Annotated in this window: 7 protein-coding genes; 6 read left to right on the top strand and 1 reads right to left on the bottom strand. The window is 72.6% G+C overall.

Annotated elements, in window-relative coordinates; all coding sequences use genetic code 11:
- Positions 1–2: 2 nt before the first annotated feature.
- Both FFT21_RS25395 and FFT21_RS25390 read left to right on the top strand, forming a co-directional pair.
- Positions 3–671: a response regulator transcription factor gene (locus FFT21_RS25395; protein WP_137816451.1), complete on the top strand. Its 669-nt coding sequence runs from the start codon at positions 3–5 to the stop codon at positions 669–671.
- A gap of 10 nt (positions 672–681) precedes the next feature.
- Positions 682–2,133: a HAMP domain-containing sensor histidine kinase gene (locus tag FFT21_RS25390; RefSeq protein WP_137816450.1), complete on the top strand. Its 1,452-nt coding sequence runs from the start codon at positions 682–684 to the stop codon at positions 2,131–2,133.
- 51 nt (positions 2,134–2,184) lie between these two features.
- On the opposite strand, the gene FFT21_RS25385 is transcribed toward FFT21_RS25390, so the two are convergent.
- Positions 2,185–3,114, bottom strand: a complete 930-nt coding sequence (locus FFT21_RS25385; RefSeq protein WP_225978751.1) for a TAXI family TRAP transporter solute-binding subunit — start codon at positions 3,112–3,114, stop codon at positions 2,185–2,187.
- A gap of 157 nt (positions 3,115–3,271) precedes the next feature.
- Between FFT21_RS25385 and dctA the strand changes: the two genes are divergently transcribed.
- The 4 genes from dctA to FFT21_RS25365 all read left to right on the top strand — a co-directional run bounded on the left by dctA (position 3,272) and on the right by FFT21_RS25365 (position 12,326).
- Entirely contained in the window at positions 3,272–4,642 is a 1,371-nt protein-coding gene (dctA, locus tag FFT21_RS25380) for a C4-dicarboxylate transporter DctA (RefSeq protein ID WP_137816449.1), read from the top strand.
- Positions 4,643–5,028: 386 nt separating this feature from the next.
- Positions 5,029–9,597, top strand: coding sequence for a glutamate synthase large subunit (gene gltB / locus FFT21_RS25375; RefSeq protein ID WP_137816448.1), 4,569 nt, complete (start codon positions 5,029–5,031; stop codon positions 9,595–9,597).
- Positions 9,598–9,689: 92 nt separating this feature from the next.
- Positions 9,690–11,198, top strand: a complete 1,509-nt coding sequence (locus FFT21_RS25370) for a glutamate synthase subunit beta (protein WP_137816447.1) — start codon at positions 9,690–9,692, stop codon at positions 11,196–11,198.
- Between the two features lie 180 nt (positions 11,199–11,378).
- Positions 11,379–12,326, top strand: coding sequence for an amidohydrolase family protein (locus FFT21_RS25365; protein ID WP_137816446.1), 948 nt, complete (start codon positions 11,379–11,381; stop codon positions 12,324–12,326).
- The last annotated feature ends 281 nt before the right edge of the window (positions 12,327–12,607 follow it).

Raw genomic sequence — 12,607 nt, 5'->3', positions numbered from 1 at the left:
CCATGCGCATCCTCGTCGTGGAAGACGACGATCGGGTGGCCCGCGGCCTGGTCACCGCCCTGCGGCACGCCGGCTACCAGGTGCGCCGCGCGGCCACCGCGGCGGCCGCGCGGCAGGCCGCCCCGGCCGACGTGGTGCTGCTCGACCTCGGTCTGCCCGACGAGGACGGGCTCGCCCTGCTGCGTGAGCTGCGCCGCCGGGAGAGCACCGCGGTGATCGCCGTGACCGCCCGAGGTGAGCAGCACGAGCGGGTGCTCGGCCTGCGCTCCGGCGCTGACGACTACGTGGTCAAACCGTTCGGCACCGCCGAGCTGCTGGCCAGGGTGGAGGCCGTGCTGCGGCGCACCAGGGCGGCGCGGGCCGAGGCGGGCGGCGGCCGGCCGATCGAGGTCGGCGCGGTCCGGGTGGACCAGGCGACCCGCACGGTGACCGTGGCCGGCCGGGAGCTGTCCCTGACCCGCAAGGAGTTCGACCTGCTGGCGCTGCTCGCCGCGCGCGCCGGCACGGTGGTCACCCGGGACGCGATCGTGGACCAGGTGTGGCGGGTCACCTGGGAGGCGCCGTCTCGCACGCTGGACACGCACGTCGCCGCGCTGCGTGGCAAGCTCGGCGACGCGGCGCGGATCGAGACGGTGCGCGGCGTCGGCTACCGGCTTCTCGGCGCCTGCTGAAGGGAACCGCGTGCTCCGCCGGCTGCTCACCGTGCTGGTCCCGCTGCTGGTCGCGCTGGCCGTGGCGCTGGGCCTGCCGCTGGCGGTCGCGGTGGCCCAGCGGGAGACCCAGGCCACCTACCTGGACCGGCTGGCCGACGTGGGCCGGTTCGCCTCGCTGGCGGAGGGCGCATTGGCGTCCGGGCGGACCACCGCGCTGCACGACGAACTGGTCCGCTACGACCAGCTCTACGGCATCCCGGTGGCACTGGTCGCCCCGGGTGGCCGGGTGCTGCTCGCCTCGCGCACCGCCCCCGACCTGTCCGCGCCGGCGGTGGCCAGCGGGCTGACCGCCGCGTTCGCCGGGTACCGCCCGGATGCGCCGTCGGTGGTGTGGCCGTGGCGGCGGACGCCGATGGTGGTGGCCGAACCGGTCGGCCGGGACAGCGAGGTGGTGGCCGCGGTGGTCACCGTCTCGCCCACCGACCGGCTGCGCGCGGATGTGCTGCGGCAGTGGGGCTGGCTGGCGCTGGCCGGGTTGGTGCCGCTGCTCGCCGTGGTCGCGGTGGCCTGGCCGGTGTCCCGCTGGGTGCTCCGCCCGGTGCGCCGGCTGGACGAGGCGACCGCCGCGGTGGCCGGCGGCGCGCTGGATACCCGGGCGGAGGTCACCGGCCCTCCCGAGCTGCGCCGGCTGGCCACCTCGTTCAACACCATGATCGACGTGGTGGGTCGGGCGCTGCGCCGGCAGCGGGCGTTCGTCTCGGACGCCTCGCACCAGCTCCGCAACCCGCTGGCCAGCCTGCGGCTGGCGGTGGAGAACCTCGGCCCGCACATCACCGGCGAGGAGGGCCGGGAGGCACAGCGGCTGGCCGAGGAGGAGGCCGAGGAGCTGGGCCGGGTGCTCGACGCGCTGCTCGCCGCGACCCGGCTGGAGCGCGCCGAGGCGGTCGAGCCGGTCGAGCTGGACGGCCTGCTCGCCGCGCACGTACCGGGCTGGCGGGCGCAGGCCGAGCGGGCCGGTGTCCGGCTGTCCGTGGACGTGCCCGAGGGGCTGCGGGTGCTGGCCCCGCCGGGCGGTCTGGGCAGCGTGCTGGACGAGCTGGTCGGCAACGGGCTGCGGCTGTCCGGCGGTAGCGAGCTGACCGTCTCCGCGCGCGTCGCCACCGGACCAGTCGACCCGGAGGCCCCGACCGCGGGCCCCGGCAGGCCGGTCGACCTGGGCACGCCGGCCCCGGTCCCCGGCGGGCACGCCGACCTGCACGTCACCGACAACGGGCTGGGCCTGACCGAGTCGGAGCGGGCCGCGGCGCTGCGCCGGTTCTGGCGCTCGCCCCGGCACCAGAACGTGCCCGGCACGGGGCTGGGCCTGGCCATCTGCGCCGAGCTGGTGGCCGCCGCGGGCGGCCGGCTCCGGCTGGAACCCGCCGACCCGCACGGCCTGGACGTGGTAATCCGCCTCCCCCTCCCGCATTCAGCGGGCTGATCGGCCGTTCCGGACATCCCGAAACCCCCGATGGGCCCGCTGAATGCGGGTTCAGCGCTTGTTCGTGCGGAACCAGCGGGCCGCGCCGGGGTGCAGCGGCACCGGGCCGGTGGCGATACCGGTGCGCACGTTGATGCGCTGCGCCTCGGGATGGCCGGCGGCGATCCGGCCGGCCTCGGTGAACACCGTCCTGGTGACCACCTCGACCACGTCCGCCGGCAGGTCGTCCCGGGCCAGCAGCAGGTTCGGCACCGCGACCGTCTCGCTCGGCGGCACCCCGGGGTAGGTGGTGGCGGGCACGGTGGCCGGCGCGTACGGGCCGGGATAGGTCTCGGCGAGCGCCCCGGCCTCGGCGCCCAGCGGTACCAGCCGGATCGGCATGCGCGCCGCCAGCCCGGTGATCGCCGGGGTGGGGATGCCGGTGAGGCTGAACAGCGCGTCGATCCGGCGGGCGGCCAGCGCGTCCGCCCCGTCCGCCTGGGTCATCCGCACGTCCCGGACGGGCACGCCGCGCAGCCGCAGCATGCGCGGCGCGGTGAACTCGGTTCCGGAGCCGACCGCGCCCAGCGACACCGTGCGGCCGGCCAGGTCGGCCAGCGACCGCACCGGCGAATCCGCCAGCACCACCAGGTGCAGGAAGCTGTCGTACAGCCGACCCACCGCGGACAGCCCCCGGCTGGGCGCGGCCGGGTCGAGGGCGGCGTCCAGTGACGCCAGGCCGAGCTGCACGCTGCCGGCGGCGAGCAGCCGAAGGTTCTCCACGGTGGCCGCGCTGGGCCGGGTCATCACCCTGGTTCTCGGCAGGTTCACGGCGAGCGCGCCGGCCAGCGCCGCGCCGATCTCCCGGAACACCGCCCCCGGCGGCCCGGTGGCGATGGTCAGCTCGGGCGGCGCGGGCGGCGGCGAGACCGCGCATCCGGGCACCGCTACCGACGCCGCACCGAGCAGCAATGCGCGGCGGCGCAGCGGGCGCGGGAACACCCGGGCAGGCTAACGCCGAGGTGACCCGGCTGACACGGTCCAGCCGCCCGGTAACGTCAGATGGATCTGAAGTTTCCGGGGCGTATCTTGTTGATCTCTCAAGGGATGCCGAGGATCCCGGGCAGCCGATGTGATCCTGACCCCTTGAGGAGGAGGCGTGGCCACCATCGTCGCTGCCAGCCGTCCCCGAACTGGCACACCGTTCTACCGGCACCTGTACTTCTGGGTGCTGGTGTCGATCGCCCTCGGCGTGGTCGTCGGCCTGGCCTTCCCCGCGCAGGCGGCGGGGATGAAGTGGCTGGCCGACCTGTTCGTCAAGCTCGTGACGATGGTGATCGCGCCGACCATCTTCTGCACCGTCGTGGTCGGCATCGCCGGCCTGGGCAACCTGGCCAAGGCGGGCAAGCTGGCGCTGCGCACGATCGTCTACTTCACCGCGATGACCACCGTGGCGCTGGCCATCGGGCTGGTCGTGGTGAACGTGCTCAAACCCGGTCGGGGCCTGGGCCTCACGGTCAACGGCAAGGCGGCCGCGGACACCATCAGGTCGGCGCAGGCCAACGAGGGCGTCACCCAGTTCGTGCTGAACCTGGTGCCCAGGTCGTTCGTGAGCGCGTTCACCGACGGCCAGCTCATCCAGGTGCTGGTGGTCGCCATCCTGGTCGCGATCGCGCTGTCGGCGATGGGTGAGCGGGGCGCGCGGGCCGTGCGGGCACTGGACACGGTGTCCAAGGTGATGTTCCGCGTGATCAAGGTGGTGATGTACGCGGCGCCGCTGGGCGCGTTCGGCGGGATGGCGTTCACCGTGGGGAAGTACGGCAGCCAGGTGCTCGGCCGGCTGGCGTTCCTGATGGGCTCGTTCTACCTCACCTGCGCCCTGTTCGTGCTGGTGGTGCTGGGCGTGGTGAGCCGGCTGGCCGGGTTCGGCCTGCTGCGGTTCCTGCGTTACATCAAGGACGAGCTGCTCATCGTGCTGGGCACCTCGTCGAGCGAGGCCGTGCTGCCGCGGATGCTCACCAAGCTGGAGGCGGCGGGCGCGAGCAAGTCGGTGGTCGGCCTGACCATCCCCACCGGATACTCGTTCAACCTGGACGGCACCTGCATCTACCTCACCATGGGCGCCATCTTCATCGCCCAGGCCACCGGGCACCCGCTCAGCATCGCCACCCAGATCGGGCTGCTGGTGTTCATGCTGATCTCCAGCAAGGGCGCGGCCGGGGTGACCGGGGCCGGCCTGGTCACGCTGGCCGCCTCGCTGCAGGCCTTCGGCGACACCATCCCGGTGGTCGGCATCGCGCTGATCGTGGGCATCGACCGGTTCATGTCCGAGGCACGAGCCATCACCAACCTGATCGGCAACGGCGTCGGCACCCTGGCCATGGCCCGCTGGCAGGGTGAGCTGGACAGGCAGCGGCTGGACCTGGTGTTGCGCAACCCGTCCGAGGTCGACGTGGACGAGCTGATGGCCGAGGACGGGGCGGCGGGCGAGTCGCCGCGCACCGCTCCGGCGGTGCCCACCCCGGCCTGAGTCGCTACGCAGCGTCACCCGTTGCCCAGCCGAGTGCGGCCGACGGGTGACGCTGCGTGACCAAACCTCGAACGTTACCAGGGCCCGTGCGTGCCACCGGCTAGACTTGGGTATCTACCTGGGGGAATAGCCCGCCCACCGGTCGTGCTCGTCACGCGCCCGTAGCACGAATGTCAGCTATGCTTTTCCCAACCCGGCGTCGGGTAACGTGAGTGCCACGATCGGTCCAGGCAGTCAAATCGTTACTCCGGCATGGGGTAGATCACCCGAAAGAGGGTGTATTTCGGTTACGCGACTGTTAAGGTCGCGTCAATACGCGGGCCACCGTCGTCCCGTGCCTCTCCAGAGAACTTCGGACAGAGCACGAGGACTGAGGAGGTCTTCTGGTGATCTTCTCCGCCATCCCCGGTCCGCAGGGCTTGTACGACCCCGCCTTTGAGCACGACGGGTGCGGGGTCGCCATGGTGGCCCACATCAAGGGCAGGCGGTCGCACGCGATCGTGGCGGACGCGCTCACCGCGCTGGGCAACCTCGAGCACCGCGGCGCTGCGGGAGCCGAGCCCACCACCGGTGACGGCGCCGGCATCCTGATCCAGCTGCCGGACGAGCTGCTGCGCGCCGAGGCCGGCTTCCCGCTGCCCGAGCCGGACGCCAAGGGCCGGCACACCTACGCCGCGGGCATCGCGTTCCTCCCGGTCGACCCCGAGGAGCGGGCCAAGGCCGTCGACATCGTCGGGCGCATCGCCGCCGAGGAGAACCTGGAGGTCCTCGGCTGGCGGGAGGTGCCAGTCGCCCCGGACACCGCCGGGGTGGGGCCGACGGCCCGCTCGGTGATGCCGCACTTCGCCATGCTGTTCGTGCAGGCGGTGGCCGACGCCGAGGGGCGGCGGCCGGCCGGTGTCGAGCTGGATCGGATCGCCTTCTGCCTGCGCAAGCGGGCCGAGCGGGAGACGCGGCGGGCCGGCTGCGGGGTGTACTTCACCGCGCTGTCCGCGCGGACCATGGTCTACAAGGGCATGCTGACCGCGCCGCAGCTCACCACGTTCTTCCCCGACCTCACCGACCACCGGCTGGCCAGCGCGATCGCGCTGGTGCACAGCCGGTTCTCCACCAACACCTTCCCGTCCTGGCCGCTGGCCCACCCGTACCGGTACGTCGCGCACAACGGCGAGATCAACACCATCCGCGGCAACCGGAACCGGATGAAGGCCCGGGAGGCGCTGCTCGCATCCCCGCTCATCCCGGGCGACCTCAGCCGGCTGTACCCGATCTGCAGCCAGGACGCCTCCGACTCCGCCTCCTTCGACGAGGTGCTGGAGCTGCTGCACCTCGGCGGGCGCACGCTGCCGCACGCCGTGCTGATGATGATCCCCGAGGCGTGGGAGAACCACGCCACCATGGACCCGAAGCGGCGGGCGTTCTACCAGTTCCACGCCAGTCTGATGGAGCCGTGGGACGGCCCGGCCTGCGTCACCTTCACCGACGGCACCGTGGTCGGCGCCGTGCTGGACCGCAACGGCCTGCGACCGTCCCGCTGGTGGCGCACCGCCGACGACCGGGTGGTGCTGGCCAGCGAGACCGGCGTGCTCGACGTGCCGCCGCAGCAGGTGGTGGCCAAGGGCCGGCTGCAGCCCGGCCGGATGTTCCTGGTGGACACCGCCGCCGGCCGGATCATGGACGACGACGAGGTCAAGGCCGCGCTGGCCGCCGAGCTGCCCTACGACGACTGGCTGCACGCCGGCCTGGTCAACCTCGGCGACCTGCCCAACCGCGACCACGTGGTGCAGAGCCACGAGTCGGTGCTGCGCCGCCAGCTCACCTTCGGCTACACCGAGGAGGAGCTGAAGATCCTGCTCACCCCGATGGCGGTGAACGGGGCCGAGCCGGTCGGCTCGATGGGTTCCGACACCCCGGTGGCCACGCTGTCGAAGCGGTCCCGGCTGCTCTACGACTACTTCACCCAGGGCTTCGCCCAGGTGACCAACCCGCCGCTGGACGCGATCCGGGAGGAGATCGTCACCTCGGTGTCCCGGGTGATGGGCCCGGAGCAGAACCTGCTCGACCCGGGGCCGGCGTCCTGCCGGCACATCCAGCTCCCGTACCCGGTGATCGACAATGACGAGCTGGCCAAGCTCATCCACATCAACGAGGACGGCGACCTGCCCGGGTTCGCGTGCAGCGTGATCTCCGGGCTGTACGAGGTGGACGGCGGCGGGCGTGCCCTGGCCGAGGCGATCCAGCGGGTGCGCCGCGAGGCGTCCGAGGCGATCGAGAACGGCGCGCGCATCCTCGTGCTCTCCGACCGGGACTCCGACCACCGGATGGCGCCGATCCCGTCGCTGCTGCTGGTCTCCGCGGTGCACCACCACCTGGTGCGCACCAAGGACCGGCTGAAGGTGGCGCTGGTGGTGGAGAGCGGCGACGCCCGCGAGGTGCACCACATCGCCCTGCTGCTCGGCTACGGCGCCGCCGCGGTCAACCCGTACCTGGCCTTCGACACCATCGAGGACCTGATCAACCAGGGCGTGATCACCGGGGTCGAGCCGGCCAGGGCCATCCGCAACTACGTCAAGGCGCTGGTCAAGGGCGTCGTGAAGATCATGTCCAAGATGGGCATCTCCACCGTCGGCGCCTACACCGCGGCCCAGGTCTTCGAGGCCGTCGGCATCAACCAGAACGTGCTGGACGAGTACTTCGCGGGCACCGTCTCCAAGATCAGCGGCGTCGGGCTGGACGTGCTCGCCGAGGAGGTCGCGCACCGGCACCGCATGGCCTACCCGGACAATCCGACCGACCGGGTGCACCGGGGCCTGGACGTGGGCGGGGAGTACGCCTACCGCCGCGAGGGTGAGCTGCACCTGTTCACCCCGGAGACGGTGTTCCTGCTGCAGCACGCCACCAAGACCCGCCAGGAGGAGATCTACCGCCGCTACACCGCCGAGGTGGAACGGCTGTCCCGGGCGGGCGGCACGCTTCGCGGGCTGTTCCGGCTGCGCACCGAGGGCCGCACCCCGGTGCCGATCGACGAGGTCGAGCCGGTCAGCTCGATCGTCAGGCGGTTCAACACCGGGGCGATGTCCTACGGCTCCATCTCCGCCGAGGCGCACGAGACCCTGGCCATCGCGATGAACCGGCTCGGCGGGCGGTCCAACACCGGCGAGGGCGGCGAGGACCGGGAGCGGCTGTACGACCCGGAGCGCCGCTCCGGCATCAAGCAGGTCGCCAGCGGCCGGTTCGGCGTGACCAGCGAGTACCTGGTCAACGCCACCGACCTGCAGATCAAGATGGCGCAGGGCGCCAAGCCCGGCGAGGGCGGCCAGCTACCCGGGTTCAAGGTGTACCCGTGGATCGCGCGCACCCGGCACTCCACGCCGGGCGTCGGGCTGATCTCCCCGCCGCCGCACCACGACATCTACTCGATCGAGGACCTGGCCCAGCTCATCCACGACCTGAAGAACGCCAACGAGCACGCCCGGGTGCACGTCAAGCTGGTCAGCTCGGTCGGCGTCGGCACGGTCGCGGCCGGTGTGGCCAAGGCGCACGCCGATGTGGTGCTCATCTCCGGGCACGACGGCGGCACCGGCGCCTCGCCGATGAACTCGCTCAAGCACGCCGGCACCCCGTGGGAGGTCGGGCTGGCCGAGACCCAGCAGACCCTGCTGCTCAACGGCCTGCGCGACCGGATCACCGTGCAGGTCGACGGCGGGCTGAAGACCGGACGGGACGTGCTGGTCGCCGCGCTGCTGGGAGCCGAGGAGTACGGCTTCGCCACCGCCCCGCTGGTGGTGGCCGGCTGCGTGATGATGCGGGTGTGCCACCTGGACACCTGCCCGGTCGGGGTGGCCACGCAGAACCCGGAGCTGCGCAAGCGGTACACCGGCAAGCCGGAGTTCGTGGAGAACTTCTTCCGGTTCGTCGCCCAGGAGGTCCGCGAACTGCTCGCCGAGCTGGGCTTCCGCACCCTGGACGAGGCCATCGGGCACGCCGAGCTGCTCGACGTCGAGGAGGCCGTGGAGCACTGGAAGTCCGACGGCCTGGATCTCCGCCCGGTGTTCATCGTGCCGGACACCCCGTACGGCCAGGCCCGGCGCCGGGTGCGCGAGCAGGACCACGGCCTGGAGCACGCGCTGGACCGCACGCTCATCCAGCTCGCCGAGGCGGCGCTGGAGGACGCCCACCCGGTGCGGCTGGAACTGCCGGTGCGCAACGTCAACCGGACCGTCGGCACCCTGCTCGGCGCGGAGGTCACCCGCAGGTTCGGCGGCGACGGGCTGCCGGACGGCACCATCCACATCACCCTGACCGGCTCGGCCGGCCAGTCGCTGGGCGCGTTCCTGCCCGGCGGCATCACCCTGGAGCTGATCGGCGACGCCAACGACTACGTCGGCAAGGGCCTCTCCGGCGGGCGGATCATCGCCCGCCCGCACCCGGACGCGCCGTTCGCGGCGGAGCACCAGGTCATCGCCGGCAACGTGATCGGCTACGGGGCCACCCGTGGCGAGATGTTCCTGCGCGGCGTGGTCGGCGAGCGGTTCTGCGTGCGCAACTCCGGCATGCTCGCCGTCGCCGAGGGCGTCGGCGACCACGCGTTCGAGTACATGACCGGGGGCCGGGCCGTGGTGCTTGGCCGGACCGGGCGCAACGTGGCCGCCGGCATGTCCGGCGGCATCGCCTACGTGCTCGACCTGGATCCGGCATTGGTGAACCCGGAGATGGTGGACCTGGAACGGCCGAGCGCGGAGGACCTGGAGTGGCTGCGCGAGGTGGTCGAGCGGCACCACCGGTTCACCGGGTCGACGGTGGCCGCCTCGCTGCTCGCTGACTGGCCGCGCCGCTCCACGGCGTTCACCAAGATCATGCCGGAGGACTACCGGCGGGTGCTGGAGGCGATGCGGCTCGCGCGCGCCGAGGGGCGTGACGTGGATGAGGCGATCATGGAGGCGTCCCGTGGCTGACAATCGCGAAGCCGGCCACGGGCGCCGACCGGCGGTGTCGATGCGGGACACCCGCACCCGGGGGTGTGTCCCGCAGGAAACGGAGGCGTCCCGTGGCTGACCCGTGGGGTTTCGTGAAGCACCGGCGGGCCGAGCCGCCGAAGCGACCGGTCGACGAGCGCGTCGGTGACTGGCGCGAGGTCTACGTCCGGCTCGACCGGGCGGAGCGGGACGCGCAGGTGCGCACCCAGGCCGCCCGGTGCATGGACTGCGGCATCCCGTTCTGCCACTCCGGCACCGCGGGCTGCCCGCTGGGCAACCTCATCCCCGAGTGGAACGACCTGGTCCGCCAGGGGCACTGGGAGCACGCCAGCGACCGGCTGCACGCCACCAACAACTTCCCGGAGTTCACCGGCAAGCTGTGCCCCGCGCCGTGCGAGGCCGGGTGCGTGCTGTCCATCTCCCCGCAGGCCGGCGGGCCGGTGGCGATCAAGCGGATCGAGCAGACCATCGCCGACGTGTCCTGGGAGAAGGGTCTGGTCAAGCCGCGCCAGGCCACGGTGTCCACCGGCCGGCGGGTGGCCGTGGTGGGCTCCGGCCCGGCCGGGCTGGCGGCCGCGCAGCAGCTCACCCGCGCCGGCCACGAGGTCACCGTGTTCGAGCGGGACGACCGGCTCGGCGGGCTGCTTCGCTACGGCATTCCCGAGTTCAAGATGGAGAAGAAGGTCCTCGACCGGCGGCTGACCCAGCTCCGCGCGGAGGGCACCAGGTTCGTCACCAACTGCGAGGTCGGCGTCGACCTCACCGTCGAGGAACTGCGGGCGAAGTTCGACGCGGTGGTGCTCGCGGTGGGCGCGCTGCGCGGCCGGGACGACCGCACCGTGCCCGGCCGCGACCTGGCCGGCATCCACCTGGCCATGCAGCACCTGGTGGCGGCGAACCACGAGTGCGAGGGCGACGGGCCGACGCCGATCAGCGCGAAGGGCAAGCACGTGCTGATCATCGGCGGCGGAGACACCGCGGCGGACTGCTACGGCACCGCCACCCGGCAGGGCGCGGCCAGCGTCACCCAGCTCGACCAGTACCCGCAGCCGCCGGCCCAGCGGGACGACGACCGGTCCCCGTGGCCGACCTGGCCGTGGGTCCTGCGCACCTACCCGGCGCACGAGGAGGGCGGCCAGCGCAGGTTCGCCGTCTCCGTGCAGCGGTTCGTCGGCGACGAGCACGGTCACGTCCGCGCGGCCGAGCTGCGGCAGGTGCGGGTGGAGAAGGACCCGGCCACCGGACGGCGCGAGGTGGTGCCGGTCTCCGACGAGGTGGAGACCATCCCGGCGGACATGGTGCTGCTGGCGATCGGCTTCGAGGGCGTCGAGCATATGCCGCTGCTCGACGGCCTCGGCGTCACGTTGAACAAGCGCGGGTCCATCTCCTGCGGCTCCGACTGGCAGACCGAGGCCCCCGGGGTGTTCGTCTGCGGCGACGCGCACCGCGGCGCCTCGCTGATCGTGTGGGCCATCGCCGAGGGCCGCGCCGTCGCGCACGCGGTGGACACCTACCTCACCGGCGCCTCCGACCTGCCCAACCCGGTCGAACCCAACCTGCTCCCGCTGGCCGTCGCCTAGGCGGCCGGGTCCGGTGCGCAACTGTCGGTGCACCGGGCCCGTTCGGCTTCTGTGGCTTTTCGCGGCGACCCCGAACTGGGCGGCGCTGACGTCCTCCTCCCAAGCGATGCCGTGGTCTCCTGCGGCGGCCCGGCGTCGTTCGCATACTGAACGTGCGGGCGGCCGGTTGGGGGAGGGGCCATGCGCATCGACACGCACGCGCACGTCTATCCGCGGGACTACCTGGACCTCCTGGCGGACTACGGTGTCGACACGCGCGTCCACCGCGACCTCGGCGCCGACGACACCGCCGAGGACCTGCACGCCCGGTTCGCCCTGATGGACCGCGCCGGAGTCGACGTTCACGTTGTCTCCGTGGCGCCGATGACGGGCCTGTTCGCCGACGCCGTGCCTGCGGTGACCACCAGCCGGATGATCAACGACCGGTACCGGAAGCTGGTCGAGCAGTACCCGGACCGGTTGCGCGCCTTCGCGGCCGTGCCACTGCCGCACGTGGACGCCGCCGTCGCGGAGCTGGACCGTGTGCTCGCCGATCCCGGTGTCCTCGGCGTCACGGTGACCACCACCGTCGCCGGCCGGCCGCTGACCGACCCGGCGTTCGAACCGTTCTGGGCGGAACTCGACCGCAGGGCCACCGTCCTCTACGTGCATCCCGCCGGCGCGGACGCGCACTCCACCCAGATCGCCGACGCGCACCTGACCTGGATGGTCGGTGCTCCCGTCGAGGACATGGTGGCCGCCGCGCAACTGATCACCGCCGGGTTCCCGAGCCGGTACCCGAACGTCCGCATCCTCAACTCGCACCTCGGCGGCGCGGTACCGATGATGCTGCGCCGCTGGGACAACCAGGCGCGGTTCGAGGCGCCGGACGCGCCGCTGCCGCCGAGCACCGCGGCCCGGCTGATGTGGTACGACACCGTCACCCACGGTTCCACCGCCGCGCTGCGCGCCGCGGTGGACGAACTCGGCGCCGACCGGCTGGTCCTCGGCAGCGACTTCCCCTACCAGTCCGGCGAGCGGTACGTCGACGCCGTCCGCTACGTCGCCCGCTCCGGCCTGGACCCGGCCGCCGCCCACGACGTCCTCGATGTCAACGCTGCCCAGCTCCTTGGCCTCACCGGCCGCTGACAAGATAACGGGGACGCACCGGATGCGGCGGAGATGCTGGCCGAGGGGCGACGCTGACCGCTTGCCGCGTTGGGCGCTGGTCGGTGTGGCTCTCCGGCGGCTGACCGTGCGCTGAACGCGCGACGACGGCGCGCCGACCGGGGCGCGAATTCGATAACCAATAGATCTCCTTTTCGTCTTTCTTGCTGAATCGTGGGGGCGGGAGCCGCGAAACTGTCGCGCGGGCATCCGAGGCGGGGTCGGGCGCCGAAGGTGAACGGACTGCGAAATCGAGTGGAGCG

It is taken from the genome of Gandjariella thermophila (assembly GCF_005405885.1).
Taxonomy (GTDB): domain Bacteria; phylum Actinomycetota; class Actinomycetes; order Mycobacteriales; family Pseudonocardiaceae; genus Gandjariella; species Gandjariella thermophila.
This window is presented reverse-complemented; position numbering and strand designations above follow the sequence as displayed.

Coding starts and splice junctions, on each gene's coding strand:
- FFT21_RS25395 (WP_137816451.1), top strand. CDS start 3: ATGCGCATCCTCGTCGTGGAAGACGACGATCGGGTGGCCCGCGGCCTG.
- FFT21_RS25365 (WP_137816446.1), top strand. CDS start 11,379: ATGCGCATCGACACGCACGCGCACGTCTATCCGCGGGACTACCTGGAC.